This is a genomic window from Mycolicibacterium baixiangningiae (assembly GCF_016313185.1).
Taxonomy (GTDB): Bacteria; Actinomycetota; Actinomycetes; order Mycobacteriales; family Mycobacteriaceae; genus Mycobacterium; species Mycobacterium baixiangningiae.
This window is the reverse complement of the sequence record NZ_CP066218.1, coordinates 3,626,708-3,652,073: the sequence shown is the minus strand read 5'-3', so window position 1 is coordinate 3,652,073 and position 25,366 is coordinate 3,626,708. Positions and strand designations below refer to the sequence as shown.

The window sequence follows — 25,366 nt, the reverse complement described above, 5'->3', positions numbered from 1 at the left end:
CGTTCGCGAGCGGTGGGCGCTCGTTGACGTGCACAAATCGCTATAGGGTGGCGAGCATCCTGGTGTTGCCGAGGATGTTCGGCTTCACGTAGGACAGGTCGAGGAACTCCGCGACACCGGTGTCGTACGAGCGGCACATCTCCTCGTACACCTCGGCGGTGACCGGTGTGCCGTCGATCTCGGCGAAGCCGTGGCGGGCGAAGAACTCGACCTCGAACGTGAGCACGAAGATGCGCTCCAGGCGCAGCTCGCGGGCGACGTCGAGCAGCCGCTCCACGATGAGATGCCCGACACCGCGACCCCTGACCTTGGGGTGCACCGCCACCGTGCGGACCTCGCCGAGGTCGGCCCACAGCACGTGCAGGGCGCCGCAGCCGATCAGCTCACCGTCGAGTTCGGCGACCCAGAACTCCTGCACGGCCTCGTAGATGTTGACGAGGTTCTTCTCCAGCAGGATCTTGCCGGCGTAGATGTCGACGAGACCCTTGATCGCGGGAACGTCGGAGGTGCGCGCACGGCGCACGGTGACCTGCTCGGTGACCTCGTCGACCGGGTTCTGATCCGCTGCGCTCACAGGTGCGAGAATATCGGCTGAGCCAACCGATATTCTGTGTCGGTGTCGGGCCCGTCTCCTACTGATCCGGTGGTGCCGCGCGCCCGAGTGGCGAATATCGCCAATGTCCTCACCGGCGTGCGGTTCGTGCTGGTGCCGGTGTTCCTCGCGGCGTTGTTCGTCGGCGACGGGCATGAAACGTACTGGCGCGTCGTTGCTTTCGTGGTCTTTGCGGTGGCGGTGATCACCGATCGCTTCGACGGTGCGCTGGCGCGAAGCTACGGCATGGTCACCGAGTTCGGCACGCTCGCCGACCCGATCGCCGACAAGGCGCTCATCGGTGCCGCGCTCGTCGGCCTCTCGGTGCTGGGTGACCTGCCCTGGTGGGTGACCATCGTCATACTCGCCCGCGAACTCGGTGTCACCGTGCTGCGGTTCGCGGTGCTGCGCCACGGCGTGATCCCGGCCAGCCGCGGCGGCAAGGTCAAGACGCTGGTGCAGGCGGTCGCGATCGGGCTGTTCGTGCTGCCGCTGGCGTCCTGGCCCGGGCAATGGCTGGTGGTGGCCTGGGTGACCATGGTGGCCGCGGTGGTGCTGACCCTGCTCACGGGGCTGGACTACGTGGTGTCGGCGATTCGGGATTCCCGTGATCGACCCGCTGCTCACTGACGACGCCCGCGCGCTGGTCGCCGACCTGACCGTGCGGCATCAGAGCGTGGCGACCGCCGAATCGCTGACCGCGGGCCTGTTGACCGCGACGCTCGCGGGCGTGCCCGGCTCCAGCGCGGTACTCCGCGGTGGCCTGATCACCTACACCGAGGACACCAAGATCGCACTGGCAGGCGTGGCGCCGCAGGTCCTCGAGGCCGTCGGACCCGTCGCCGCTCCCACGGCGCGCGCGCTCGCGGTCGGTGCACGCCAGCGCTGCGCGGCGACCTGGGGTGTGGGGCTGACCGGGGTGGCCGGACCCGAGCCGCACGGCGGTCATCCGGTGGGCACGGTGTTCCTGGGCCTGGCCGGGCCGGTCGACACCGAGGTGGTCGAACTGCGGCTGGCCGGGTCGCGCTGGGACATCCGCAAGGCGGCGGTCGACGAGGCGATCGCCCGACTGCGGACGCTCGTGGCACATCAGTGATCTGAAACTCTTTCGATTGCGGGAACCGCGTCGGCGCCCACCGCGTTGTCCAGGTAGCGAACAGCCAACGAAGGAGGGGCACCATGGCGGCATTGCTGCGCGAGGTGATCGGCGACGTGCTGCGCCGTGCCCGCACCTCACAGGGCCGCACCCTGCGGGAAGTCTCCGACACCGCCCGGGTCAGCCTGGGTTATCTCTCCGAGGTGGAACGCGGCCGCAAGGAGGCCTCCAGCGAGCTGTTGGGCGCCATCTGTGGCGCGCTCGACGTCCCGCTGTCGCAGGTGCTCTCCGACGCCGGTGCGGAACTGGCCCACCAGGAGCACGCCGCGGCTCCGGTCTCGAACATCGACGCGACCACGAAGGTCGTGATTCCGCAGGCTGTCTCGATGGCCGTTGCCTGACCAGGAGCCTGCACCCCGGCCCGACCCGTCGTCCGAAATCCCGGCGGGGGTGTGGTGACGTGTGCAGAACCGATAAGTTGGCAGTACCCAGTCGACAAGACCCGAAGGCGGAGTGAACGCGATGGCCAACCCGTTCGTCAAGGCGTGGAAGTACATGATGGCGCTGTTCAGCTCCAAGGTCGACGAGTACGCCGACCCCAAGGTGCAGATCCAGCAGGCGATCGAAGACGCGCAGCGCCAGCACCAAGCCCTGACACAACAGGCCGCGCAGGTCATCGGCAACCAGCGTCAGCTGGAGATGCGGCTGAACCGGCAGCTGGCCGACATCGAGAAGCTGCAGGTCAACGTCCGCCAGGCGCTCACCCTCGCCGACCAGGCTGTGGCCAACGGTGACGCCGCCAAGGCCACCGAGTACAACAACGCCGCCGAGGCGTTCGCCGCCCAGCTGGTGACCGCCGAGCAGAGCGTCGAAGACCTCAAGGGTCTGCACGACCAGGCGCTGCAGGCCGCCGGCCAGGCCAAGAAGGCCGTCGAGCAGAACGCGATGATGCTGCAGCAGAAGATCGCCGAGCGCACCAAGCTGCTCAGCCAGCTCGAGCAGGCCAAGATGCAGGAGCAGGTCAGCTCCTCGCTGCGGTCGATGAGCGACATGGCGGCCCCGGGCACCACGCCCAGCCTCGACGAGGTGCGTCAGAAGATCGAGCGGCGCTACGCCAACGCGATGGGCGAGGCCGAACTCGCGCAGAACTCCGTGCAGGGCCGGATGCTCGAGGTGCAGCAGGCCAGCGTGCAGATGGCCGGCCATTCGCGGCTCGAGCAGATCCGCGCGTCGATGCGTGGTGACGCGCTGCCGTCCGGCGGTGCGACCCCGGCGGTCAACCCCGCCACCCCGGCCGCCAATCCGGCTCAGCCGGCGCCGGAAAACCCCTTGTCCCAATAGGTTCGCGAGGTGAGGCAGTGAAGACGCAGACCAGACCGGCCCCGACGGCGTGGCGTTCGATGCTGCAGCGCGGGGTGGACACCGCGGCCGAACTGTCCGATGTGGTGGCCGACAAGCTGCACGCCGCCGCGGATCCGAGGGCCAAGCTGCTGCGCAAGCGGCGCTGGGCATTGCGGCTCGGGCTGTTCTTCACCGTCACGAGCGTGTTCTGGATCGTGGTCACCGCGGTGCTCGCGGCGTGGAGTACTCCGTTCTGGGTGTTCATCATCACCGGGGCGATCGCCGCGGGCGCGATGTTCCCCGCCACCCTGCTGCTGCTGCGCTACCGCTGGCTGCGGGCGGAACCGCTGCCGCCGGCCAGGGCGCGGGCGTCACGCCGGCTGCCACCGTGGAATTCGGCCGCCCGGGCACCGATGGCCGCGTTGATCTCCGCCGAGCGGGGGATGTTCTCGTTGCTCGGGGTCATGGAGCGTGGCCGGATGCTGCCCCAGGACGAACTGCGTGAGCTGAGCGCGGCGGCGCAGCAGAGCGCGGCGACCATGGCCGCCACGGCCGCCGAGGTGGTGTCGATGGAACGTGCGATGTCTTCGACGCCGCCGGCGCGGGCGCACCTCGCGCCGACGGTCCGGGCATTCACCGCACAGATGGATCAGGGCGTGCGGCAGTACCACGAGATGGTCGACGCGGCAGCACGACTCGTGTCGGCGGCCAACAGCGGACCGATGTCGAGTTCGCCGCTGTCCCATTCAACGATGTACGGTCGGCGCTACCGCGACGAGCTGGTCAATGCCACCGATCGGCTGCAGGGCTGGGCGCAGGCGTTCGACGAGCTGGGGCAGCTGCGCCGCGGCGCCTAGCTACAGCGTGGGCCGCAGCGCGGGAACCGCGGCGCCGAGCAGGCCGCGCACCGTCGCCTTGACGAAGTCGAACATGTCGAAGTAGTCCCGCCACAGCGTGATCTGCCCGGCATGGACCTCGAACACCCCGCACACCCAGAACTGCAACCGCACCGGCCCGAACACCAGCACGTCGGTCCGTTCGGTGAGCACCGTGTCTCCGTCGGCGGCGATCCGGTGGATCTTCACCTCGAAGCCGAACTTGCCCTGGCCGCGCCGGAACAGCCCGGAGATCCGCTCACGACCCCGGATGATCGGGAAGCCGACGTTGTGCCAGGCGATGTGGTCGGCCATCAGGGAATCGGTGGTGTCGAAGTCCTCGTCCTGAAGGGCGTAGAGGAACGTTTCGACCGTGCGCGCGTTGGTGGTGCTCTGCAGGGCTGAGGTGGCGCCGTTGCTCGAGTCGGTCATGCCGGTCAAGGGTAGTCCTCCGCCTGTCCGTCCCCGACCCGGAACGGCTGTGGCAGGGTGGGCGGGTGCGTGTCGCCGTCGTCGCCGGTCCCGACCCCGGCCACGCTTTCCCCGCCATCGCGCTGTGCCGGAAATTCGCGGTCGCCGGTGACGAGCCGACGTTGCTGACCGGGGTCGAATGGCTCGACACCGCGCGGGCGGCGGGGGTGGCCGCCGAGGAGCTCGTCGGCCTCGACCCGACCGAGGCGGACGACGACACCGACGCAGGCGCCAAGATCCACCAGCGGGCCGCGCGGATGGCGGTGCTCAACATCCCGGTGATCGAGGCGTTGGCCCCCGACCTGGTGGTGTCCGACGTCATCACCGCGTGTGGCGGCCTGGCGGCCGAACTGCTCGGCCGGCCCTGGGTCGAGCTCAACCCCCATCCGCTGTACCGCCCGTCGAAGGGCCTGCCGCCGCTGGGCAGCGGACTCGGCCCGGGGGTGGGGCTGCGCGGCAGGGCGCGCGACACCGTGATGCGGGCGCTGACGGCACGGTCGTGGCGGGAGGGCCTGCGTCAGCGCGCGCAGGCGCGGGCGGGTATCGGGCTGCCCGCCGACGACCCCGGCCCGTTGCGCCGGCTGATCGCCACACTGCCTGCGCTGGAGGTGCCGCGTCCGGACTGGCCCGCCGAGGCGGTGCTGGTCGGCCCGCTGCACTTCGAGCCGACCTCGCAGGTGCTGCCGGTGCCGCCCGGTGACGGACCGGTGGTGCTGGTCGCCCCGTCGACGGCGAGTACGGGGGAGCAGGGGGTCGTCGAGGTGGCGCTGGACGCGTTGACGCCGGGTGACGTGCTGCCCGCCGGGGCGCGGGTCGTGGTCTCGCGGCTCTCGGGTGCCGACGGGCCGGTGCCGCCGTGGGCCGTCGTCGGGCTGGGCCGTCAGGACGAACTGCTCACCCATGCCGACGTGGTGATCTGCGGCGGCGGGCACGGCATGGTTTCCAAGACGCTGCTGGCCGGTGTGCCGATGGTGGTGGTGCCCGGTGGTGGAGACCAGTGGGAGATCGCCAATCGAGTTGTGCGACAAGGTAGTGCACAACTCGTGCGACCGCTGAGCGCGGAGGCGTTGGGGACGGCGGTCCGCGAGGTGCTCGGCACGCCGAGTTACCGGACGGCAGCCCGCCGGGCGGCGGCGACCGCGGGGCAGGTCACCGATCCGGTACAGGTGTGCCACCGTGCGCTCGCGTAATTTGGTGTCGTGCGACTGACCGAATTCCGCGAACTCGTCGATGGCCAGTTCGGCTCCATCCGTGGCCGGTCGCTGCTCGTCGACCACGTCCTGAGTGAACTCGGCGGGCGCACCGGGGCCCAGGCCATCGAGGATGGCGTCGAACCGCGCGACGTGTGGCGGGCGCTGTGCGCGGACTTCGACGTCCCGCGCGATCAGTGGTGAGCGCGGGTCAGCCGGCGTCGCCGACAGGTTTCACCGCACCGCCCGTGCGGACGTCGTCGCCGCCTGAGTCGCCGGTGTCCGGCTTCGCGGTGGTCTGGCGGCCCTCGTAGGGCGGTACGGCGGGTTGCGCATCCGACGGTGGCGCCTCGGTCTTCTCGCTTCCGGTGTGCGCGGATCCGCCCTGATCGGAATGCGCGGGCACCGACTCGTCCCCGCGATAGGTGCCCGACGGCCGGTCGGTCGGCCCTCCCGACGCCACATCGGCCCCGGTGTCACGTGAGCCCGGTGCGCCCCGCTGCTCCTGCGGCTCCTCCGACACGTGTTCATCTGAGGTGCTCATGTCAACTCCTCTCCGGCGGCCGCAGCACCGCTGCCGCCGGTCATCGGCTGCCCGTGCGCGCTGGTGCGCCCACGGTGGTGCGGATTTCGTTGACGAGGTCGAGCGTCGCGCGGGTCGCGGCCGCGAGCGCGGTGACATCGTCGTCGGTCAGGGCGCCGCAGACCCAGTCCCAGTGCGCGGCGACCCGGTCTCCCGGGTGCGGCGCCGCGATCAGCGATGCGCCGTTTCTGCGCCACCGCACCCGCTCGCCGATGGGCGCGCCGAGTGTCAGGGTTTCGCTCTCCGACGTCAGCGGACGCGTCCGCATCACGGCGTGGTCGCCGTCGACCGAGTCGACGGTGCCCCACCGGATGCGGCAGCTCTGCATGATCCGTAGCGGCGTGACCGGGTCGCGGTCCAGGAAGCGGACCCACGGATACACCACGAATACATGAAAACTATGGTGCGCCAGTATATTCCGTGAGGTCACCGCGTCCAGCAGGCCGGTGGTCTGCCCCGCGAATGCCCGTCGCACCCGGGTCAGGAGATCGCCCGGGTCGACGGCGGCCAGCAGCGCGCCACCGACCCAGTAGCTGTGCACCACCTCTTCGTCGAGAACGTCGGCACCACCGGCCGCCGCGGCGAGCGCGGCCAGATACGGCCAGGCGCCATCGAATTCGCGGGCCTGGCCCGCCAGCGCGGTACCCGCCCCGGGTATCACGGTGCCCGGGGGTCCGCAGTACCCGAGTTCGTTGGGCGGGAAGGCGTACTGGGAGAAGAGGGTGTGGCCGCCGTGCCGGGTCGGGAGGGGCATGTCAGCAGATCCGCGGAAGCTGTTCGCCGATAGGCAGATCCACCACTCGGGTTCCGCCGAGCGCGGTCCGGGCCACCACGATCCCGGCATGGTCGGCGACGCAGGCGCCGACGACGACGGCCCGGGCGCCCAGCGGATGGCCCCGCATCGCCTCGACCACCCGATCGGCGTCCGCGGCCGGAACGAACGCCACCAGCTTGCCCTCGTTCGCCACGTACATCGGGTCCAGGCCGAGCAGACCGCAGGCGTCGCGAACCTCGGGTGGTATCGGCAGGGCCCGTTCGTCGAGGGCGACGCCGACCCCGGCGGCCTGCGCGATCTCGTTGAGCGTGGCGGCCACTCCGCCGCGGGTGGGGTCACGCAGCGCATGGATGTCGGCGCCGGTGTCGATCATCGCCGCGACGAGTCCGTGCAGTGGCGCGGTGTCGCTGGCGATGCTGGTGCCGAACTCGAGGCCTTCGCGACAGCTCATCACCGCCACCCCGTGCACGCCGATGTCACCGCTGACGATGACGGCGTCACCTGCGGCCGCGCGTTGCGGCCGGATGTCGGCACGCGGGTCGATCATCCCGATACCGCTGGTGTTGAGGTAGATCCCGTCGCCGTGCCCGGAGTCGACGACCTTGGTGTCGCCGGTGACCAGCTTGACCCCCGCGGCCAGCGCCGCGGTGCCGACCGCCTGGGCGACCCGGGCCAACTCGTCGAGTGCGGTGCCCTCCTCGAGGATGAACGCCGTCGAGAGCACCGCGGGCACCGCGCCCGCCATGGCGAGGTCGTTGACCGTGCCGTTGACCGCCAGGTCACCGATTGTGCCGCCGGGGAACACCATCGGTTTGACGACGAACGAGTCGGTGGAGAACGCCAACCGGGTGCCGTTGAATTCGACGACGGCCGAGTCGCCCATCGCGGCGTCGGCGGCCGGGCCGAACGCGGGCAGGAACAGGTGCTCGATCAGCTCACCCGACATGGCGCCCCCGCCGCCGTGACCCATGACGATGTTCGGGGAATCCCGCAGGGGGGCCGGGCACACCCAGCTCTCGATGTCGATGGCCGCCGTCGGCGGCGTGTCCATGGCGCGCATCTCAGGCATGGCTCACCTCGAGGCGGCGGTACAGGTAGTAGGCCGCACAGGCGCCCTCCGACGACACCATCGTCGCGCCGAGGGGATTGCGAGGGGTGCACACCGTGCCGAACGCCGCGCACTCGTGCGGTTTGAGGAGGCCCTGCAGCACTTCACCCGACCGGCACAGCGCCGACTCCTCGGTGTGGATGCCGGTCACCGCGAAGCGGCGCTCGGCGTCGAACTCGCGGTAGGCGGGGGCGAGCCGCCAGCCGCTGCCCGGGATCATCCCGATGCCGCGCCAGCTGCGGTCGGTGATCTCGAAGACGTCGGCGAGCATCGCCTTGGCCGCCGGATTGCCGTCGTCGCGCACGGCGCGCGGATAGGCGTTCTCGAGCTCGTGGCGGCCCGACTCGAGCTGGATGACCGTGCGCCGGATGCCTTCCAGGATGTCGAGCGGCTCGAACCCGGTCACGACGATGGGGATGGCGTACCTGTCGCACAGCGACGGATACTCACCGGTGCCCATCACCGAGCAGACGTGGCCGGCGGCGAGGAACGCCTGCACGCGGCAGCTGGGGGACTCCATGATCGCCGAGATCGCCGGCGGCACCAGCACATGCGACACCAGCAGGGAGAAGTTGGCGATGCCGAGGCGCTTGGCCTCGTACACGGTCATGGCGTTGGCCGGAGCGGTGGTCTCGAATCCGATGCCGAAGAACACCACCTGCCGGTCCGGATTCGCTCGCGCCAACCCCAGCGCGTCCAGAGGTGAGTACACCACCCGCACGTCGCCGCCCTCGCTCTTGACCCGGAACAGATCCTTCGCACTGCCCGGCACCCGCAGCATGTCGCCGAACGAGCAGAAGATCACCTCCGGGCGGGACGCGATCTCCAGCGCCTTGTCGATGATCTCCAGCGGAGTGACGCACACCGGACACCCCGGGCCGTGGATCATCTCGATCTGGTCCGGCAGCAGCTGGTCGATACCATGGCGGATGATCGAATGAGTCTGTCCGCCACACACTTCCATGATCGCCCAGCGCCGCGTGGTGACCGCCTTGATCTGTGTCACGAGTTTGGCCGCCAGGTGGGGGTCGCTGAACTCGTCCAGGTACTTCACTCCTGTCACCTCCCGCTGTCGGGGTTGGCCACACCGGCCTGCCGGGCGGCCAGCTCGAACCCGTCACCGAACTCCTCGGCGAGCACGCCGAGATGTTCGAACTCGCGCAGCGTGCGCATCGCCGACTCCTCGTCGAGGCGCTGAATCGCGAACCCGACGTGTACAACGACGTACTGCCCGGGCTGCGCGTCCGGGATGTACTGCAGGCACACGTCTTTCCTGATGCCGCCGAAATCGACGACGGCCATCAACGTGCCGTCGCGGTCGCACACGCTCACGATCTTTCCCGGAACCGCCAGACACATCGGCGTCCTCCTTTCTCAAGGTCCCGACCCGTCACCCGGCATTGGCGACCATCAACTGACCCAGCGCGATACCGCCGTCGTTCGGCGGCACCCGGTGGTGGGTGATCACCCGTATGCCGCGAGCTGCCAACCCGCCCAGCACCATTCGCAGCAGCAGTGAGTTCTGGAACACCCCGCCGGAAAGCGCCACGACCGATTCGGTGCCGTCGGCCAACCGCACGACGAGGTCGGCCAAGGCGCGGTGGAACCGCCACCCGATCAGCGCGGCCGGCACCCCGTGCAGCGCATCGCCGACGACCGCGCGCAGCACCGGGGTGGGGTCGATGACCGCCGGCGCCGCGCGGTCGTCGACGGTGAACCAGTACGGCGCCGTGGCACCGGCTGCCGTGCGCGCGAGCCCCTCGAACTCGATCGCCGCCTGGGCCTCGTAGTCGACGGTCTGCCGCACGCCGGCGAGCGCGGCGACCCCGTCGAACAGCCGGCCCATGCTCGACGTCGGCGCACAGTGCAGTCCGGTGTCGAGCTGGTGGCGCAGCACCCGGCGCTCGTCGTCCGGGCACGCCTGTACGGGAGCCAGACCCTCATCCCAGGGCAATCCCGCCGCCCACAGATGGGCCAGCGCCATCCGGTAGGGGCGCCGCACACTGACGTCGCCGCCGGGCAGCGGCACGTATCGCAGCGCGGCGACCCTGCGGTAACCCTTGTAATCGGCCACCAGCACCTCGCCGCCCCAGACCGCACCGTCGGGCCCGAAACCCGTTCCGTCGAAGGCGAACCCGAGGACCGGCTGCGAGCCGTCGAGGCCGTGCTCGGCCATCACCGCTGCGATGTGGGCGTGGTGGTGCTGTACCGCCCGCACCGGTCGCCCACCGGCGTGCCGGTGCGCCCAGGCCGTCGAGCGGTACCGCGGGTGGGCATCGGCTGCCACCACCACGGGGGTGACGCCGGTGAGCTGGCGCAGATGCTGTTCGGCCGCGGTGAAGGCCGACAGCGTCGTCAAGTCGTCCATATCGCCGATGTGCTGGCTCAGCCAGGCGTACCGGCCGTCGGCGAGCGCCATCGTGTTCTTCAGATCCGCCCCGACGGCCAGCGTCGGCGAGACCGCGACGGGCAGCGCGACCGGCAGGGGGGCGTAGCCCCGGGACCGCCGGACGGGCAGTTCCCTGCCGTCGAGCACCCGCACCACGGAGTCGTCGCACGGCACGAGGATCGGCCGGTCGTGCAGCAGCCACCCGTCGGCGATTCCCGACAACCGGTCGAGCGCGTCGTCGTCGCGGTAGCACAGCGGCTCGCCGGCGAGGTTGCCCGACGTCATGATCAACACCTGCGGGCCGGGCTCATCGCCGGGCAGCCCGAACAGCAGGGTGTGCAGCGGCGAATAAGCCAGCAGCACACCAAGATCGGGGTTGGCCGGTGCCACGTTCGCCGCCACCTGCGCCCCGGTCCGGCGCGCCGCCAGCACGATCGGTCGTTGCGGCCCGGCGAGCAAATGGCGCGTCGGTTCGTCGAGGACGATGATCCGTCCAGCGGTGTCGAGGTCGGCTGCCATGACGGCGAACGGTTTGTCACCGCGGCGCTTGCGGCGGCGCAGTTCGGCGACCGCCGCCCGGTCTGCGGCGTCACACGCCAGGTGGTAGCCGCCGATCCCCTTGACCGCCAGCACCCCGCCGTCGCGCAGCAGTCGCCGCGCCCCGGCCAGCGCGTCCTCACCGGTGCTGACGGGTGCGCCCGCCGACCGGAACGACAGCGTGGGCCCGCACGAGGGGCAGCACACGGGCTGTGCGTGGAACCTGCGGTCGGTGGGGTCTGCGTATTCGCGGGCGCAGTCGGGGCACATGGCGAACCCGGCCATCGAGGTGGCAGCGCGGTCGTAGGGGAGCGAGGAGATGATGGTGAACCGCGGCCCGCAGTTCGTGCAGTTGACGAACGGGTGACGATAGCGGCGGTTCCGCGGATCCCGTTGCTCGGAAGCGCATTGCGCGCACATCGCCACGTCGGGCGAGGCCAGCGTGCGCCCGCCGCCGCGTGACGTGTCGGCGATGAAGAACCCGGTTCCCCCGGCCGCCGGCACCTCGGCGGTCTCGATGCGCTCGATGACGGCGAGCGGCGGCGGCTGGTCGCGCACCCGGTCGTGGAAAGTGGCCAGCGCATCCGCGGCACCCTCCACCTCGATGACGGCGCCCGCGCTGTCGTTGCGCACCGAACCGGACAGCCCCAGCGCGGTGGCCGTGGTGTACACGAACGGCCGGAAGCCGACGCCCTGCACCACGCCGTGCACGCACATCCGCATCCGCCGGCGCGTCACGGTGCGGGCCCCGCATCCGGCACCGTACCGTGGGCCATGAGCTCGAGCCCGGCCAGCGCCGCGGCCGCACCGGCGTGATCGGTCTTCTCGACGACGAACCCCATGTGGATGATCACCCAGTCGCCGGATACGAACGTCTCCTCCGGCAACATGCCCACGTTCACCTTGCGGTGCTCCCCGGCGACATCGACGAGGGCGAGCTGGTCGCCGTAGCCCTCCACCATCCGCACCACCCGGCCGGGGATCCCGAGGCACATCGACCTCACCCCGGTCCCGTCGGGGCCAACCGGCCCGCCACCACGGTCTCGACCGCCTGCACTGCGATGGGTACGGCCGCGGCGACCGGGACGCTCAACCCGATGCCCTCCGTCACGCTGGCGACCTCACAGCCGACCACCACCGTGTGCGGTGGGCGTCCGCCGAGCGCGGCGAGGCTGGCGAAGACGGCCGCAGGGTCCATCGCGTGGGCGTCGACACCGACAGCGCGACCGGTGTTTTCGATGTCCGCCTCGAAAACGTGCACCGTACCCGGCGCGCCGCGGCTCGGCACGGCGTCGACGAGTACGAGCAGCCCCCAGCCGTCGAGCAGATCGTAGGCCAGGTGCATACCGCGGATGCCGTAATCCACTGCGCGGGCCCGCGGATCGGTGATTCCGGGCGCGGCATGGCGGATCACCTCGGGACCGAACCCGTCGTCGCCGAGGAAGATGTTGCCGATACCGGCGATCAGGATGCCGGACGTGACGTCACCTTCGCTCACATCCGGCGGATCTTCAGATAGCGCCTGGCATCCGGTACGGAACGCAGCCCCAGAATGACCGCGAACAGCAAGATGATCGCCGTGAGGACCACGGCGATCCAGCCGACTACCTCCATGACGGGCTCCCTTCGTTGATCGGTTCGAGTTCGTCGGGTGCGAAGTAGAGATAGCGCCCGTATACGTCGTGCAGGTCGGCGCCGGGATCGTCGTCGAGGACGACGCCGATCTGCGCGTCGCCGTCGACCGTCTCGTGCACCGAGGCGACGTGGGCGAGCCGGTCGGCGTAGAACAGGTCCTGGGCATCGGCGCGCCGCGACGGGTGCAGGCGCACCGGGCTGCCGCGGCAGACGCGGACCCCGCCGACCAGCACGGCGTCCCGTTCGGGTGCCACGGCGGTGTCGGCGAGCGGGTCCCACCAGTCGACCCCGTCGGGTATCTCGGGGATCAGCGGTGGGTCGCCAGCGTGCGGTTCGCGCAGCACCCCGTGCAGGTTGAGCATCGCCTCCGGCGACATCGCGTCGCAACGATCGATGATCGCGGCGGCGAGCGGGTCGGTGGCGCGGGCCTGGGCCTTCTCCTGCTCGGTCATCGTCATGACGCGCAGCGTGAGGATCTCGTCGATCTCGGTCGAATCGTAGAGCGCCCCTTCGCTCTGCGCGGCGATCTCGGGGTGGTCGTAGAGGATGATCGGCGACATCAGGACGAGGTCGCGCGCACCGGGGGGCCCGGCCAGCACCGGGTAGCAGCGGTGCTGCGCACACCGGGCCGCGGCGTCGGTCACGGCGTCGGGTGGTTCCAGCAGTGAGACGAAGGCGCCGTCGCGGACTTCGGCGATGACGTGGGTGCCGATGAGTGATCGGGCGATGGCGTCGTCCTTGCCGTCGGCGGCCGGGCCCGTGTTGCGGACGCTGACCGTCACCCGGATCAGCGGGCCGTCGGACTGGGCGCGGACGGTCAGCTCGGCATGCAGGTCGCATCGGGTGCGCACGAGCTGCCCGCCGTCGACCGTCTCGATGTCGCAACCGGATCCGGTGTGGATCGCCAGGCGCAGTGTCATCGTCTCCAGCGGAACGGGGTCCACCGGCACGTCCCGGGTCACGGCTTCATCCCACGTCATCCACGAGCCGCCGGCGGTGGCGAGTTCGTCGACCGGGGTGAACTCACCTGAGGGAGACGCTTTCTCGGCCTGGCGGCGCTGCAACTGCAGGAAGCGCACCGCCAACGACAGCGTCGGTCGACCCGCCGGCTCGACGAGTAGCTGCGCCGACAGTGAGTCGTCTTCACCGATGCCCGCCGCAGCCGCCCCCGGAGGACCCAGCACACCGAACTGCCAGCGCGCCTGATTCTTCCGCGACGTGGCCCGGTAGGGGTAGAGCAGGTAGCCCTCGTAGAGCACGGCATCGGCGACGGCGCGCGCCCGGTTCCAGTCGGCGGTCATGGCACCTCCTGCAGTGCTCGCCTCATCAACGACGTGAGCGCATCGTCGCAGGACAGCAACCCGTTGGCCGACCGGTAGGCGGCGAGCGCCGCGATGGTCTCGTGTCGCAGCCGCAGCCAGCCGGTGCCGGGGTAGTGCTGGGCGATGAGGTCGCGCCACACCGCGACCGGCAGGTCGTAGCGGTCTTCGCGGTCCCACGGAATCTGCGCGACGGTGAAGCCGTGCTCGCCGCGGCGGAACACGGTCCCGCTGAACAGGAACTGCAGGGGGATCACGCCGCCCTGCAGCGCGTGGAGGTACTTGGCGGAGGCCACCTCGACGTCGTAGGTGCACGCGAGGGGAAGGTCGATGCGGGTGGTGCCGGCGAACCCGGGCACCATGGTCGCGGCGTGCTGCCAGAGGAAGGTGTGCTGGGTCGCGCCCCACCGCTCGCGCGGACCGAAGAGGTCGGTCAGCCCCTCGGACTCGGCGTCGGTGTAGGACCGTCGCGGCGGGTCGATGCGGACCTGGCAGCGCAGCGCGATCGCGTGCACGGGATCCGCGCCGGCGTCGGTGATCCCGATGCTCGCACTCAGGATCGGGGTCACCGCATACGGTTCGGGTGTCACGTCGAGCACCGTGAACGTCCCGTCGCTGCTCATCGCGTCACGACCTTGCTGCGCGCCTCGACCGCCGCGAAGAAGCCGGTGAGGTAGTCGCGGACCTCCCCGCCGCCGTCGAATCCGCGCCAGAGCATGCGCAACCGGCCGACGAGCTCGTAACAGGCGTCGATCGGCAGCAGATAGCCGGTGGCACTGCTGGATTCGGCGGGCATTCGCACCAGCAACGCCTCGGTGTCGGCGGCCGGCAGGTCGACGCGCGGGTCGCCCTCCCGGACGTCTTGCCAGGCCGCGAGGTCGAGTTCGGATTCGGTCGCCCCCGCGGGTCCCGGGTAGAACGCGACGGTGCGTCCGAGCGCCGAGTTGCGGAAGAAGAATGCCAGCCCGACGGGGATCTGCAGCGCCTCCCAGCAACGCCGGTCGAGGCCGAAGCCCTCCAGCACCAGGTAGCGGTCCGGTACCGCGCGGAACCGTAACTGGGCGTGGGTGTCGGTGAACAGCAGGTAGCACCCGCGGCAGACGCACATCAGCTGACGGTCTTCGACATTCACCACGTGCTGGTGTTCGTCGGCGATCGGCTCGGTGCACATCTCGCAGCGCTCCCCGACGGGTCGGGGCGCGGTCCGGGCGGCCCGGATGCGGGCCAGGACGTCGTAGCCGGAGGTGGTCATCACGCCGCCCCTTCGGCGATCGCCATCGACCACACACCGGCCCGGTTGAGGACCGGCACGGGGTCGAGGCGCTGGGGGACTCCGACGCCCGCGCCGGCGGCCACCACATCGAACTCGGCTCCGCAACCGGGGCAACCCAGGTCCACGCCGTCCAGGTGCGCGCCGGCCAGCGACCGCCCGCACGAGGGGCAACGGTCGCGGTAGGCATAGACCACGTCGCCGAGCCGGCAGGCGAGCACCACGGTGCCCGCCACCACGAAACCGCCGACCTCCCCGGGCGCCAGCTCGTCCACCGCCGGCACCGGCAGCCACCTCGCGGGGCCGTGCACCCGGACCAACAGCGATTCGGCGGGGATCACCGTCGAAGGCGCTTCGGCGGCAACCACTTCGATGGTGTCGATCTCCGGGGCGGCGGCGCGCACGGCGTCCTCGACGGCCAGTTCGAGGGTTGCCGCGGACGACGGGCAGCTGCGGCAGCTGCCGGAGAAGCGCAACCGCACCGTCGCACCGTCGACATCGAGGAGGTGGACGTCGCCGCCGTGGGAGCCGAGGTAAGGCCGCACGGTGTCGAGTGCGTCGGTGATCCGCCGTTCGACGCTGTGCGGATGCAGGCCGTGCACCAGCAGCAGGCTGGCGACCAGCGGATCGGCGGCGACCGCCTCGGCCAACGACGGCTCTGCGGTCAGGGTGAGCCGCAGCAGTCGGGCCAGCGCCGCGCCGTAGAGGTCGGTGACCTCGCCGACCAGCTGTTCGGCGCGTTCGCGCGCGGCTGCGCCGCCGGCCGGGCTGGCGTCCAGGAGCGTCTGGATGCGCTCACCCGCTCCTGCCCATCGCGCGTCCTGGTCGCTCGGCGGGCTCATGTCCTATTCCCCGGTGACCGACTGGGTGGGGGAGTGCAACCGCTCCAACGACTTCCCGCCACCGAGGTACATGTGCACCCCGCAGGGCAGGCACGGGTCGAAGCTGCGCACGGTGCGCATGATGTCGATGCCCTTGAAGTGTTCCCGGTCGTTCTCCTCGAAGATCGGCTGACCCTGGACGGCATCCTCGTAGGGTCCCGGCGTGCCGTAGCTGTCGCGTGGACTGGCGTTCCAGGGAGTCGGCGGATAGGGGTGGTAGTTCGCGATCTTGCCGTCGCGGATGACCATGTGGTGGCTCAGCACACCGCGCACCGCCTCGGTGAAGCCGCAGCCGATGCCCTCGTCGGGCACCTCGAACGGCTCCCACGTCTTCGTACGTCCGGCCCGGATCTCGGTCAGCGCCTTGTCGGCGAAGTGCAGCGCGCACGCCGCCGCGTAAGCCTGGAAGTAGGTGCGGGCGCGGTTGCGCTCGAGGGTGTTGCTGCCGTGTTGCGGTATCGTCCACTCCAATTCGACCGGCCCCTTCAGCGCGGTCTTCGGCAGGTTGATCTGCACGCTGTGCCCGGTGGCCTTCACGTAGCCGATGTCGACGAGGTTGGCCAGCGCGGTGGACCACAGCCGGGCCAGCGGCCCACCGCCCGTGTCGAGCGCGAGGTGGTCGCGGCCGTCGAACCAGCGGGGTGACATCACCCAGCTGTAGTTCTCGTCGAGGTCGCGCTTCTGCGGTTTGGGGTTGGTGTGCTGGTTCCAGGGGTGCCTGCGGTCCACCGGATTGCCCAGTGGATCGGTCTTGACGAACATCTCCTGGTCGGTCCAGTCGTCGTAATAACTGTGCCCCAACAGGATCCGAATGCCGAGGTTGATGTCGACCAGTGAGGTGGTGACAAGTTTTCCGTCGACGACCACACCGGGCGTGACGAACATCTTGCGGCCCCAGTCCTCCATGTCCTTGTAGGCGAAGTTGCAGTGTTCGGGGTCCTGGAACGAGCCCCAGCAGCCGAGTACGGTGCGGCGCAACCCGACCTCGTCGTAACCGGGCAGAGCCTCGTAGAAGAAGTCGAACAGGTCGTCGTGCATCGGCACGACCTTCTTCATGAACTCGACGTAGCGCATCAACCGGGTCATGTAGTCGGTCATCAGCTGCACGGTCGCGCTCACCCCGATGCCGCCCGGATAGAGCGTCGACGGGTGCACGTGCCGACCCTCCATGAGGCAGAACATCTCCCGTGTCCACCTGCTGACCTGCAGTGCCTCGCGGTAGAACTCGCCGGTGAACGGGTTGAGCGCACGCATGATGTCGGCGACCGTGCGATAACCGTGCATATCGGCGTGGGGCGCCTGGACGTTCTCCGCTTTGGCCAGCACCGACGGGTTGGTCTCGGCGACCATCTTCTCGCAGTAGTCCACCCCGACCAGGTTCTCCTGAAAGATGTTGTGGTCGAACATGTACTCCGCGGCCTCGCCCAGGTTGACCAGCCACTCGGCCACGTGCGGTGGCTGCACGCCATAGGCCATGTTCTGCGCGTAGCACGAGCAGGTGGCGTGGTTGTCGCCACAGATACCGCAGATGCGGCTGGTGATGAAGTGAGCGTCGCGGGGATCCTTGCCCTTCATGAAGATCGAGTAGCCGCGGAAGATCGACGACGTGCTGTGGCATTCGACGACCTCGCGGTTGTCGAAGTCGACCTTGGTGTAAATGCCGAGGCTGCCGACGATACGGGTGACGGGGTCCCAGGCCATCTCCACCAGTTGACCGGGCTCCCGGGTGACGTGCGACGGCTTGGGGGTGATCGTGGTCATCGGTTACTTCTCTCGTAATCAGGCTGCGCCGGAGCGTGATCCACACGATTGAGCGCGCGCCCGTCGGCGGTGCGCACCTACTACCAGGTGCGCACCGCCCCCGTCTCGAGCGTGGTGCCGGGATGGCGCCACTTCGGTTCTTTGTCGACCGTGCGGCCGGTGACGTGACGCAGGCTGCGGATGACCGAGCCGTACATCGTGGATGCGGTCGTGGACACCTTGCCCCCCGGCGGCTCGTCCATGAACGGCATGAACTTGTCCGGGAATCCGGGCATGGTGCAGCCGATGCAGATCCCGCCGACGTTGGGGCAGCCGCCGATCCCGTTGATCCACCCGCGCTTGGGCACGTTGCACTTCACCACCGGTCCCCAACACCCCAGTTTGACAATGCATTTCGGGGATCCGTACTCGGTGGCGAAGTCGCCCTGCTCGTAGTACCCGGCACGATCACACCCTTCGTGCACGGACTGGCCGAACAGCCACTGAGGGCGCAGCGCGTCGTCCAGCGGGATCATCGGCGCCTGGTCGGTAGCCATGTAGAGCAGATAGGTCAGGGTCTCCGAGAGGTTGTCGGGGTGGATCGGGCAGCCGGGGACACAGACGATCGGGATACCGGCCTTGCTCTTCCAGTCCCAGCCGAGGTAGTCCGGCACCCCCATCGCCCCGGTGGGGTTGCCCGACATGGCGTGGATGCCGCCGTAGGTGGCGCAGGTGCCCGCCGCGACGATGGCGGTCGCCTTGGGGGCCAGCCGATCGAGCCACTCGCTGGTGGTCATCGGCTGCCCGGTGGCCGGGTTGTTGCCGAACCCGCACCAGTACCCCTCGCTCTTGATCGCTTCGTTGGGGATGGACCCCTCGACCACCAGCACGAACGGTTCGAGCTCGCCTCTGTCCGCTTTGAAGAACCATTCGAGGAAGTCGTCGGCGCCCCCGTTCGGTCCGCATTCGAAGTCGATCAGGGGCCAGTGGACGGCGATCTTCGGCAGGCCGGGGAGGGCGCCGAGCGCGATCTCCTCGATGCTGGGTTGGGTGGCGGCAGTCAGCGCCACAGAATCGCCGTCACAACTCAATCCGGCGTTGATCCACAACACGTGGATCAATGCCTCTTCCGCTTTGACTGCAGCCTCACTTGGCATTGCCACAGCTTCCCGGGGCCGGGGCTGGCGACCCCTCGTGCCGCCGGAGTCGACCCTCGGCCCACTTGCGCGGCGCTAAGTTCTGGGTCTACTCCGGCGACAATGTCTTGTCAACGGCTCGTCGCTTCTCACTGGATCCCGTGAACGAAAACTCCGGCAGCCGTGGCGTCGATCCAGGCGTACCACTCGTCGAGCCCGTCCCCGCGGGTCGCCGACAACGGCAGGAGCACGACGTCCGGGTTGACCGCGCGGGTGTGGGCGGCGAACTGGTCGACGTCGAAGTCGACGTGGGGCAGCAGGTCGATCTTGTTGAGCACCACGAGGTCTGCGGCAGCAAACATGTGCGGGTACTTGCGTGGTTTGTCGATCCCCTCGGTGACCGAGATGATCACGACTTTGCTGTGTTCGCCGAGGTCGAACAGCGCCGGGCAGACCAGGTTGCCGACGTTCTCGATGAACAGCAGCGAGCCGGGATCCGGGTTGAGTGCGTCCAGCGCGCGCCGCACCATATCCGCATCGAGGTGGCAGCCGGCGCCGGTGTTGACCTGCACCGCACGCGCTCCGGCGGCGTGGATGCGTTCGGCGTCGAGCACCGTTTCCTGGTCACCTTCGATGACGGTGACCGCCCGGGTGGGGCTCAGGTCCCGGACGGTGCGTTCGAGCAGGGTCGTCTTACCCGCGCCGGGGGAGCTGGTCATGTTGAGTGCGATGACCTCGAGTTCGGCGAGGCGGTTGCGGTTCTGCTCGGCGATGAGGTCGTTCTTGTGCAGGACCTTCTGTTCGAGGGTGACGGTCTCGAGGTGGTCGTGTGGGTAGGGGTGGCCGTGCGGGTGTGGGTGGTCATGCGGGTGTGGGTGGTCATGCGGACGGGGCTCGCCGGCGAGGGTGATCACGGCGCCGTCGGCGCCGGTCGTGGAGCCGCAGCCGCAGGTGGCACACATGATCAACTCACTTCCATCGACAGGATGCGCATGTCCCGGCCGGCCAGTACCTCGACATCGGCACTTCCGCAGGGGCACAACAGGATCACGTCCGACAGGGCGAACTCGGCGCCGCAGGTCCGGCACCGCGCGAGCCCGGGGCGCACGTCGAGATCGAGACGGGCGCCGTCGGCGACGGTGCCCTCAGCGGCCAGGTCGAAGCAGAACAGCATGGCGTCGGGCACGATCGCGCACAGCGCCCCGACCTCCACGCGGACACTGTGCACGCGGCGCCCGGCGGCGTGGTCGCAGACCGCGTCGACAACACTCTGGGTGATCGCCATCTCGTGCATCGGTGCCGTCCCGGTGGGGATGTCCTCACGATAGGCCTCCTGCGCGGCCGGGTGGACCCGAAATCGGTGCTCGGCCGCGCAGTCGTCATGATCCCGTCGGCGTGTCCACTTGAGTCGAACAGGTGTTCGTCTATGGTGGGGGAAGTTCGACGGCTAGATGCTGCTCCCCACCGACGTATCGGTGACTTGTCGGTGGGTCCCTCTAGCGTCACGGCCAACTGATCGACACCGGTCAACGAACACCCACGAGGATGGAGACAGACATGGCACCGCAGGCACCCGATCGCGAGAAGGCCCTCGAACTCGCACTCGCACAGATCGAGAAGAATCACGGTAAAGGCTCGGTGATGCGGCTCGGCGACGATGTCCGCGCGCCGATCTCGGTCATCCCGACCGGCTCGATCGCCCTGGACGTGGCGCTGGGCATCGGCGGCCTGCCGCGCGGCCGTGTCGTCGAGATCTACGGTCCGGAGTCCTCGGGTAAGACCACCGTGGCGCTGCACGCGGTGGCCAACGCGCAGGCCGCCGGCGGTATCGCGGCGTTCATCGACGCCGAGCACGCGCTGGATCCCGACTACGCCAAGAAGCTCGGCGTGGACACCGACTCGCTGCTGGTCTCCCAGCCCGACACCGGTGAGCAGGCCCTCGAGATCGCCGACATGCTGATCCGCTCCGGTGCGCTGGACATCCTCGTCATCGACTCGGTTGCGGCGCTGGTGCCGCGCGCCGAGATCGAGGGCGAGATGGGCGACAGCCACGTCGGCCTGCAGGCCCGGTTGATGAGCCAGGCGTTGCGCAAGATCACCGGCGCCTTGAGCAACTCCAATACCACCGCGATCTTCATCAACCAGCTCCGCGAGAAGATCGGCGTGATGTTCGGGTCTCCCGAGACCACGACGGGCGGCAAGGCGTTGAAGTTCTACGCCTCGATCCGCCTCGACGTGCGGCGCATCGAGACGCTCAAAGACGGCACCGACGCGGTCGGTAACCGCACGCGCTGCAAGATCGTCAAGAACAAGATGGCGCCACCGTTCAAGCAGGCTGAGTTCGACATCCTGTACGGCAAGGGCATTTCCAAGGAGGGCTCGCTCATCGACATGGGGGTCGAGCACGGCTTCGTCCGCAAGTCCGGGTCCTGGTTCACCTATGAGGGCGAGCAACTGGGTCAGGGTAAGGAGAACGCCCGCAACTTCCTGCTGCAGAACGCCGAGGTGGCCAACGAGATCGAGAAGAAGATCAAGGAGAAGCTCGGTATCGGCGCCGTGTTGACCGCTGATGACGTCCTTCCCGCGCCTGTCGACTTCTGAGTCCGAGCCCGGCGACGATCCGAACTGCGACGATCCGAACCGGGACGATCCGAACCGCGAGGAGCAGGCGCACGCATATTGTCTGCGCCTGCTCACCGTGCGGGCGCGCACTCGAGCGGAGCTGGCGGGCAAGCTGACGCAGCGGGGTTACGCCGAACCGGTCGCGCAGCGGGTGCTCGACCGGTTGGCGAAGGTCGGGCTCGTCGACGACGAGGACTTCGCCGAGCAGTGGGTGAGGTCCCGGCACCTGTACGCCGGAAAAGGCAAGCGTGCGTTGGCCGCCGAGCTGCGCCGCAAGGGTGTCGACAACGAGGTGATCACTTCCTCGCTTGCCGACATCGACGCCGGGGCTGAACGCGACCGGGCCGAACAGCTGGTCCGCGACCGGTTACGGCGCGAGAAGCTCGACGACGAACCGGGCTCGGACCTCAAGGTGAAGCGGCGGCTGGCCGGCATGTTGGCCCGCCGCGGATACAGCCAGTCGATGGCGCTCGACGTGGTCACCGCCGAACTGGCTGGCGAGCGGGAGCGCCGGCGGGTCTAACCCGCCGGTCACACCACTTTCGCCCCGGGCGCGCCTTCCTGCTCGACGGCCTCGACCTCCAGCGGTGCCGGTCCGCGCCGGGATTGGCGCATCCGGCGTTCGAGCCTGGTCGCCAGCGCCGACAGCGCGAAGTTCACGCTGATCATCAGCGCGGCGATGACGATGAGCGCGGGGATGTAGTTGCCGTAGGACGATCCGACGACGGTGCCCTGGCGCACCATCTCGACGAAGGTGATCTGGTAGCCGATCGCGGTGTCCTTCAACACCACCACGAGTTGGGAGATCAACACCGGCAGCATCGAGGTGATGGCTTGCGGCAACAGGATCGAGCGCATGGTCTGACCCCACCGCAGGCCCAACGCTGATGCGGCTTCGGCTTGGCCGCGCGGCAGCGCGTTCACCCCGGCGCGGACGATCTCGGCGATGACGGCGCCGTTGTAGAGCGTGAGCCCGGTGATGACGCCGGCCAGCGCAAGATGTTGGGAGGGGAACACGTCGTAGAAGGCGTACAGGAAGTACGCGAAGATCATCATGATCAGCACGGGGACCGCGCGGAAGAACTCCACGATGACCGCGCACACCCACCGGATCGGGGTGATGGTGGACATCCGCCCCACTCCGAGGACGAACCCCAGGGCGAGCGCGAGCACGATCGACACCGCAGCCGCCGTCAACGTGCCCTGAACGCCGGGGAGCACGTAGGTGGTCCACAGGTTCGAGGTCAGGAACGGCTCCCACTTCGCCGCGGTGAGCTGACCTTTCGCCTCGAGCCGCGAGTACACCACCCACGCGATCACCGCGGTGATCGCCAACGTGATGCCGGTGATGACGAGATTGCGGATCCGGGCGCGCGGTCCCGGTGCGTCGAACAGCACGGTGCCGCTCATGACCGGCCTCCCCGCCCGATCGCCGGGACGTTCACCGGGCCGATCACCTGGCCACCGCCAATCGCTTTCCGAGCCAGCCGAACAGCAGTCCCAGCGGCAACGTCAGGATGATGAACCCCAGGGCGAAGATCGAGCCGACCACGAGCAGCGCCGCCGTGTTCTCGATCATTTCCTTCATCAGCAGCGCCGCCTCGGCGACCCCGATCGCCGACGCGATCGTCGTGTTCTTGGTCAGCGCGATCAACACCGACCCCAGCGGAATGACGACCGCGCGAAAAGCTTGCGGCAGCAGGATCATCCGCAGGTTCTGGCTGAACGTCAGACCGAGCGAGCGTGCCGCCTCGGCCTGACCCAGCGGCACCGTGTTGACCCCCGAACGCACCGTCTCGCACACGAACGACGCGGTGTACACGGTCAACCCGAGCACCGCCAACCGGAAGTTGCTGTCCTCGATCGAGGTGCTCGACTGCGGGTCGGCGAGCGTGATCCCGAGGGTCTGGGACACCCCGAACGAGCAGAACAGGATGATCAGCGTCAGCGGTGTGTTGCGGACGATGTTGACGTAGGTGGTGCCGAGCCAGGCCAGCATCGGCACCGGCGACAACCGCATCCCGGCCAGCACCGTCCCCAGGATGAGCGCTCCGACCGCGGAGTAGACCGTGAGCTGGATGGTGGTCCAGAAAGCCTCGAAGATCTGCGCGCGGTACTCGGTGAAAATCTCCACGGCCGGAGCCAGACCCCCGAATCAGTAGCGGTCGATTTGCGGCGGCGCAGGCGCCGTGATGCCCGCCGGGCCGAGATTCTTGTCGAAGGCTTCCTTCCAGGCGCCGCTCGACTCCATCTTCTCGAGCGCATCATTGATCTTGGTGCGCTGTTCGGAGTCGTCCTTCTTCAGACCGATGCCGTAGCGCTCCTCGGAGAACGTGTCGCCGACGATCTTGAAGGCCCCGGGAGTCTGCGCGGCGTACCCGGCCAGGATCACCTCGTCGGTGGTGACCGCGTCGATGGCGCCGTTCTTCAGGGCCTCGATGCACGCCGAGTAGGTGTCGTACTGCTGTAGCTGCACACTCGGGTACTCGTCTTTGATCTTCTGCGCGGGAGTCGAACCCGACACCGAGCACAGCCGCTTGTTGTTGGCCAGCGATGCGGCGCCGGTGATGTCGGTGTTGTCGTTGCGGACCAGCAGGCTCTGGCCGGTGAGCAGGTAGGGCCCGGCGAAGTCCACCTTCTCCTTGCGGGAGTCGGTGATCGAGTAGGTGGCGACGATGTAGTCGACCTGGTCGTTCTGGATCAGCGTTTCGCGCTGTCCGGACGGCGACTCTTTCCATTCGATCTGTTCGGGGCTGTAACCCAGCTCCTGGGCGACGTAGGTGGCGACGTCGACGTCGAAACCGCTCATCGTGCCGTCCGGGTTGCGCAGCCCCAGACCCGGCTGGTCGAACTTCGTGCCGATGACGATCTTGTTCTCGTCGCCGCCGCCGCCACCCCCTCCGCACGCGGTGAGAGCCAACGGCACCGCGACGGCCAGCGCGACAGCGGCCGCGGCGCGCTTGCGAGACAGCATCGAGAAGAACGGCATGGGTGGGGTTTCCTTTCGCCGAGCGTTAGTGATGGAGAATCTTGCCGAGGAAATCCTTGGCGCGGTCGGTCTGCGGATTGTCGAAGAACTGCGCGGGTTCGGCGTCCTCGACGATGGCGCCGTCGGACATGAACACCACGCGGTCCGAGGCGCGCCGGGCGAATCCCATCTCGTGCGTCACCACGAGCATGGTCATCCCGTCACCCGCCAGCGATGCCATCACCGCCAGCACCTCGTTGATCATTTCGGGGTCGAGCGCGCTGGTGGGCTCGTCGAAGAGCATGACCTTGGGGTTCATCGCCAGCGAGCGGGCGATCGCGACGCGCTGCTGCTGACCGCCGGACAACTGGGCGGGGTACTTGTCGGCCTGATTGGCCACCCCGACGCGCTCCAGCAGTGTCATCGCGGCCTCGCGCGCTGCATCCTTACCCAGTCCGCGCACCTTCATCGGCGCGAGGGTGATGTTGTCGAGAATCGTCTTGTGCGCGAACAGGTTGAACGACTGGAACACCATGCCGACGTCGGAGCGCAGTTGGGCGAGTTTGCGGCCTTCGGCGGGCAGCGCGTCGCCGTCGATCGCGATGGTGCCCGAGTCGATGGTCTCGAGTCGGTTGATGGTGCGGCACAGCGTGGATTTGCCCGAACCCGACGGGCCGAGCACCACCACGACCTGACCGCGGTGGACCGTCAGGTTGATGTCCTTGAGCACGTGCAGGTCGCCGAAGTGCTTGTTGACCTCCTGCATCGAGATCATCGGGACCGCCTGACTGGCGTGTCCGGCCGTTTCCATGGGTGCTGACCTTACCCAGGTAATGCC

General features: G+C 68.9%; 32 protein-coding genes. 9 read left to right on the top strand and 23 right to left on the bottom strand.

The window, feature by feature from the left end; translation table 11 throughout:
• Positions 1-40: 40 nt before the first annotated feature.
• Positions 41-523: an amino-acid N-acetyltransferase gene (locus I7X18_RS17170; RefSeq protein WP_232375510.1), complete on the bottom strand. Its 483-nt coding sequence runs from the start codon at positions 521-523 to the stop codon at positions 41-43.
• A gap of 93 nt (positions 524-616) precedes the next feature.
• Here I7X18_RS17170 and pgsA point away from each other — a divergent pair, with 93 nt between their 5' ends.
• From pgsA to pspM, 5 genes are all read left to right on the top strand, one after another.
• A complete protein-coding gene (gene pgsA / locus I7X18_RS17165; protein ID WP_232375261.1) occupies positions 617-1,222 on the top strand; it encodes a CDP-diacylglycerol--glycerol-3-phosphate 3-phosphatidyltransferase in 606 nt (201 codons plus the stop codon).
• Positions 1,200-1,688 carry a CinA family protein gene (locus tag I7X18_RS17160; protein WP_193043261.1) on the top strand — a complete coding sequence of 163 codons (489 nt, stop codon included), beginning with the start codon at positions 1,200-1,202 and terminating at the stop codon, positions 1,686-1,688. Before pgsA ends, I7X18_RS17160 begins: the two co-directional genes overlap by 23 nt.
• A gap of 83 nt (positions 1,689-1,771) precedes the next feature.
• Positions 1,772-2,089, top strand: coding sequence for a transcriptional regulator ClgR (gene clgR, locus I7X18_RS17155; protein ID WP_193043260.1), 318 nt, complete (start codon positions 1,772-1,774; stop codon positions 2,087-2,089).
• 121 nt (positions 2,090-2,210) lie between these two features.
• Positions 2,211-3,029 carry a phage shock protein PspA gene (gene pspA, locus I7X18_RS17150; RefSeq protein ID WP_193043259.1) on the top strand — a complete coding sequence of 273 codons (819 nt, stop codon included), beginning with the start codon at positions 2,211-2,213 and terminating at the stop codon, positions 3,027-3,029.
• Positions 3,030-3,046: 17 nt separating this feature from the next.
• The gene (pspM, locus tag I7X18_RS17145) at positions 3,047-3,886 is read left to right on the top strand and encodes a phage shock envelope stress response protein PspM (RefSeq protein ID WP_193043258.1); all 840 of its coding nucleotides are present in this window, start codon (positions 3,047-3,049) and stop codon (positions 3,884-3,886) included.
• On the opposite strand, the gene I7X18_RS17140 is transcribed toward pspM, so the two are convergent.
• Complete coding sequence (locus I7X18_RS17140) at positions 3,887-4,336, bottom strand: limonene-1,2-epoxide hydrolase family protein (protein ID WP_193043257.1); 450 nt, start codon at positions 4,334-4,336, stop codon at positions 3,887-3,889.
• A 65-nt stretch (positions 4,337-4,401) separates the two neighbouring features.
• Between I7X18_RS17140 and I7X18_RS17135 the strand changes: the two genes are divergently transcribed.
• Both I7X18_RS17135 and I7X18_RS17130 read left to right on the top strand, forming a co-directional pair.
• A complete protein-coding gene (locus tag I7X18_RS17135; protein WP_193043256.1) occupies positions 4,402-5,565 on the top strand; it encodes a glycosyltransferase in 1,164 nt (387 codons plus the stop codon).
• A gap of 9 nt (positions 5,566-5,574) precedes the next feature.
• Entirely contained in the window at positions 5,575-5,769 is a 195-nt protein-coding gene (locus I7X18_RS17130) for a DUF3046 domain-containing protein (RefSeq protein ID WP_193043255.1), read from the top strand.
• Positions 5,770-5,776: 7 nt separating this feature from the next.
• Here the strand turns inward: I7X18_RS17130 and I7X18_RS17125 are convergent, their stop codons facing one another.
• From I7X18_RS17125 to I7X18_RS17050, 17 genes are all read right to left on the bottom strand, one after another.
• Positions 5,777-6,109, bottom strand: a complete 333-nt coding sequence (locus tag I7X18_RS17125; protein ID WP_193043254.1) for a hypothetical protein — start codon at positions 6,107-6,109, stop codon at positions 5,777-5,779.
• 40 nt (positions 6,110-6,149) lie between these two features.
• Positions 6,150-6,902 (bottom strand): DUF6390 family protein, encoded by a 753-nt coding sequence (locus tag I7X18_RS17120; protein WP_193043253.1) that lies wholly within the window; start codon positions 6,900-6,902, stop codon positions 6,150-6,152.
• Position 6,903: 1 nt separating this feature from the next.
• Positions 6,904-7,992 carry a hydrogenase expression/formation protein HypE gene (hypE, locus tag I7X18_RS17115; protein ID WP_269751274.1) on the bottom strand — a complete coding sequence of 363 codons (1,089 nt, stop codon included), beginning with the start codon at positions 7,990-7,992 and terminating at the stop codon, positions 6,904-6,906.
• On the bottom strand, positions 7,985-9,085 hold the full coding sequence (gene hypD, locus I7X18_RS17110; RefSeq protein WP_193043252.1) for a hydrogenase formation protein HypD: 1,101 nt from the start codon (positions 9,083-9,085) through the stop codon (positions 7,985-7,987). The genes hypE and hypD overlap by 8 nt, the downstream gene beginning before the upstream one ends.
• Before the next feature lie 5 nt (positions 9,086-9,090).
• On the bottom strand, positions 9,091-9,390 hold the full coding sequence (locus I7X18_RS17105) for a HypC/HybG/HupF family hydrogenase formation chaperone (RefSeq protein WP_193043251.1): 300 nt from the start codon (positions 9,388-9,390) through the stop codon (positions 9,091-9,093).
• Positions 9,391-9,421: 31 nt separating this feature from the next.
• A complete protein-coding gene (hypF, locus tag I7X18_RS17100) occupies positions 9,422-11,680 on the bottom strand; it encodes a carbamoyltransferase HypF (RefSeq protein WP_193043963.1) in 2,259 nt (752 codons plus the stop codon).
• Positions 11,681-11,691: 11 nt separating this feature from the next.
• Positions 11,692-11,952 (bottom strand): HypC/HybG/HupF family hydrogenase formation chaperone, encoded by a 261-nt coding sequence (locus tag I7X18_RS17095; protein WP_193043250.1) that lies wholly within the window; start codon positions 11,950-11,952, stop codon positions 11,692-11,694.
• Positions 11,953-11,957: 5 nt separating this feature from the next.
• A complete protein-coding gene (locus I7X18_RS17090; protein ID WP_232375260.1) occupies positions 11,958-12,455 on the bottom strand; it encodes a hydrogenase maturation protease in 498 nt (165 codons plus the stop codon).
• Entirely contained in the window at positions 12,452-12,571 is a 120-nt protein-coding gene (locus I7X18_RS30120; RefSeq protein WP_372442887.1) for a DUF6893 family small protein, read from the bottom strand. The genes I7X18_RS17090 and I7X18_RS30120 overlap by 4 nt, the downstream gene beginning before the upstream one ends.
• Positions 12,562-13,893: a hypothetical protein gene (locus tag I7X18_RS17085; protein WP_193043249.1), complete on the bottom strand. Its 1,332-nt coding sequence runs from the start codon at positions 13,891-13,893 to the stop codon at positions 12,562-12,564. The genes I7X18_RS30120 and I7X18_RS17085 overlap by 10 nt, the downstream gene beginning before the upstream one ends.
• Positions 13,890-14,534, bottom strand: coding sequence for a DUF6084 family protein (locus I7X18_RS17080; RefSeq protein WP_193043248.1), 645 nt, complete (start codon positions 14,532-14,534; stop codon positions 13,890-13,892). Before I7X18_RS17080 ends, I7X18_RS17085 begins: the two co-directional genes overlap by 4 nt.
• Positions 14,531-15,163, bottom strand: coding sequence for a DUF5947 family protein (locus I7X18_RS17075; RefSeq protein WP_193043247.1), 633 nt, complete (start codon positions 15,161-15,163; stop codon positions 14,531-14,533). The genes I7X18_RS17080 and I7X18_RS17075 overlap by 4 nt, the downstream gene beginning before the upstream one ends.
• Entirely contained in the window at positions 15,163-16,023 is an 861-nt protein-coding gene (locus I7X18_RS17070; RefSeq protein WP_193043246.1) for a NifU family protein, read from the bottom strand. Before I7X18_RS17070 ends, I7X18_RS17075 begins: the two co-directional genes overlap by 1 nt.
• A gap of 3 nt (positions 16,024-16,026) precedes the next feature.
• Positions 16,027-17,823 carry a nickel-dependent hydrogenase large subunit gene (locus I7X18_RS17065; protein WP_193043245.1) on the bottom strand — a complete coding sequence of 599 codons (1,797 nt, stop codon included), beginning with the start codon at positions 17,821-17,823 and terminating at the stop codon, positions 16,027-16,029.
• Between the two features lie 80 nt (positions 17,824-17,903).
• Complete coding sequence (locus tag I7X18_RS17060) at positions 17,904-18,959, bottom strand: NADH-quinone oxidoreductase subunit B family protein (RefSeq protein WP_193043244.1); 1,056 nt, start codon at positions 18,957-18,959, stop codon at positions 17,904-17,906.
• A 128-nt stretch (positions 18,960-19,087) separates the two neighbouring features.
• Positions 19,088-19,900 (bottom strand): hydrogenase nickel incorporation protein HypB, encoded by an 813-nt coding sequence (hypB, locus tag I7X18_RS17055; protein ID WP_193043243.1) that lies wholly within the window; start codon positions 19,898-19,900, stop codon positions 19,088-19,090.
• Positions 19,901-19,902: 2 nt separating this feature from the next.
• Positions 19,903-20,232: a hydrogenase maturation nickel metallochaperone HypA/HybF gene (locus I7X18_RS17050; RefSeq protein ID WP_193043242.1), complete on the bottom strand. Its 330-nt coding sequence runs from the start codon at positions 20,230-20,232 to the stop codon at positions 19,903-19,905.
• Positions 20,233-20,495: 263 nt separating this feature from the next.
• Between I7X18_RS17050 and recA the strand changes: the two genes are divergently transcribed.
• Both recA and recX read left to right on the top strand, forming a co-directional pair.
• Positions 20,496-21,539, top strand: coding sequence for a recombinase RecA (gene recA / locus I7X18_RS17045; protein WP_193043241.1), 1,044 nt, complete (start codon positions 20,496-20,498; stop codon positions 21,537-21,539).
• On the top strand, positions 21,508-22,083 hold the full coding sequence (gene recX, locus I7X18_RS17040) for a recombination regulator RecX (protein ID WP_193043240.1): 576 nt from the start codon (positions 21,508-21,510) through the stop codon (positions 22,081-22,083). The genes recA and recX overlap by 32 nt, the downstream gene beginning before the upstream one ends.
• Positions 22,084-22,091: 8 nt before the next feature.
• On the opposite strand, the gene I7X18_RS17035 is transcribed toward recX, so the two are convergent.
• The 4 genes from I7X18_RS17035 to I7X18_RS17020 are packed head-to-tail and all read right to left on the bottom strand — an operon-like array spanning position 22,092 to position 25,303.
• Positions 22,092-22,970 (bottom strand): amino acid ABC transporter permease, encoded by an 879-nt coding sequence (locus I7X18_RS17035; RefSeq protein WP_193043239.1) that lies wholly within the window; start codon positions 22,968-22,970, stop codon positions 22,092-22,094.
• A gap of 43 nt (positions 22,971-23,013) precedes the next feature.
• The gene (locus I7X18_RS17030) at positions 23,014-23,694 is read right to left on the bottom strand and encodes an amino acid ABC transporter permease (protein ID WP_193043238.1); all 681 of its coding nucleotides are present in this window, start codon (positions 23,692-23,694) and stop codon (positions 23,014-23,016) included.
• Between the two features lie 21 nt (positions 23,695-23,715).
• A complete protein-coding gene (locus I7X18_RS17025; RefSeq protein WP_193043237.1) occupies positions 23,716-24,549 on the bottom strand; it encodes a glutamate ABC transporter substrate-binding protein in 834 nt (277 codons plus the stop codon).
• A 25-nt stretch (positions 24,550-24,574) separates the two neighbouring features.
• Positions 24,575-25,303: an amino acid ABC transporter ATP-binding protein gene (locus I7X18_RS17020; RefSeq protein ID WP_193043961.1), complete on the bottom strand. Its 729-nt coding sequence runs from the start codon at positions 25,301-25,303 to the stop codon at positions 24,575-24,577.
• Positions 25,304-25,366: the final 63 nt, after the last annotated feature.

Bases quoted from the DNA above. Each gene is read 5' to 3' on its own strand.
- clgR (WP_193043260.1), top strand. From the start codon at position 1,772: ATGGCGGCATTGCTGCGCGAGGTGATCGGCGACGTGCTGCGCCGTGCC.
- pspA (WP_193043259.1), top strand. From the start codon at position 2,211: ATGGCCAACCCGTTCGTCAAGGCGTGGAAGTACATGATGGCGCTGTTC.
- I7X18_RS17140 (WP_193043257.1), bottom strand. From the start codon at position 4,336: ATGACCGACTCGAGCAACGGCGCCACCTCAGCCCTGCAGAGCACCACC.
- I7X18_RS17125 (WP_193043254.1), bottom strand. From the start codon at position 6,109: ATGAGCACCTCAGATGAACACGTGTCGGAGGAGCCGCAGGAGCAGCGG.
- I7X18_RS17120 (WP_193043253.1), bottom strand. From the start codon at position 6,902: ATGCCCCTCCCGACCCGGCACGGCGGCCACACCCTCTTCTCCCAGTAC.
- hypE (WP_269751274.1), bottom strand. From the start codon at position 7,992: ATGCCTGAGATGCGCGCCATGGACACGCCGCCGACGGCGGCCATCGAC.
- I7X18_RS17105 (WP_193043251.1), bottom strand. From the start codon at position 9,390: ATGTGTCTGGCGGTTCCGGGAAAGATCGTGAGCGTGTGCGACCGCGAC.
- hypF (WP_193043963.1), bottom strand. From the start codon at position 11,680: ATGCGGATGTGCGTGCACGGCGTGGTGCAGGGCGTCGGCTTCCGGCCG.
- I7X18_RS17095 (WP_193043250.1), bottom strand. From the start codon at position 11,952: ATGTGCCTCGGGATCCCCGGCCGGGTGGTGCGGATGGTGGAGGGCTAC.
- I7X18_RS30120 (WP_372442887.1), bottom strand. From the start codon at position 12,571: ATGGAGGTAGTCGGCTGGATCGCCGTGGTCCTCACGGCGATCATCTTG.
- I7X18_RS17085 (WP_193043249.1), bottom strand. From the start codon at position 13,893: ATGACCGCCGACTGGAACCGGGCGCGCGCCGTCGCCGATGCCGTGCTC.
- I7X18_RS17080 (WP_193043248.1), bottom strand. From the start codon at position 14,534: ATGAGCAGCGACGGGACGTTCACGGTGCTCGACGTGACACCCGAACCG.
- I7X18_RS17075 (WP_193043247.1), bottom strand. From the start codon at position 15,163: ATGACCACCTCCGGCTACGACGTCCTGGCCCGCATCCGGGCCGCCCGG.
- I7X18_RS17070 (WP_193043246.1), bottom strand. From the start codon at position 16,023: ATGAGCCCGCCGAGCGACCAGGACGCGCGATGGGCAGGAGCGGGTGAG.
- I7X18_RS17065 (WP_193043245.1), bottom strand. From the start codon at position 17,823: ATGACCACGATCACCCCCAAGCCGTCGCACGTCACCCGGGAGCCCGGT.
- I7X18_RS17060 (WP_193043244.1), bottom strand. From the start codon at position 18,959: ATGCCAAGTGAGGCTGCAGTCAAAGCGGAAGAGGCATTGATCCACGTG.
- hypB (WP_193043243.1), bottom strand. From the start codon at position 19,900: ATGTGTGCCACCTGCGGCTGCGGCTCCACGACCGGCGCCGACGGCGCC.
- I7X18_RS17050 (WP_193043242.1), bottom strand. From the start codon at position 20,232: ATGCACGAGATGGCGATCACCCAGAGTGTTGTCGACGCGGTCTGCGAC.
- recA (WP_193043241.1), top strand. From the start codon at position 20,496: ATGGCACCGCAGGCACCCGATCGCGAGAAGGCCCTCGAACTCGCACTC.
- recX (WP_193043240.1), top strand. From the start codon at position 21,508: ATGACGTCCTTCCCGCGCCTGTCGACTTCTGAGTCCGAGCCCGGCGAC.
- I7X18_RS17035 (WP_193043239.1), bottom strand. From the start codon at position 22,970: ATGAGCGGCACCGTGCTGTTCGACGCACCGGGACCGCGCGCCCGGATC.
- I7X18_RS17025 (WP_193043237.1), bottom strand. From the start codon at position 24,549: ATGCCGTTCTTCTCGATGCTGTCTCGCAAGCGCGCCGCGGCCGCTGTC.
- I7X18_RS17020 (WP_193043961.1), bottom strand. From the start codon at position 25,303: ATGATCTCGATGCAGGAGGTCAACAAGCACTTCGGCGACCTGCACGTG.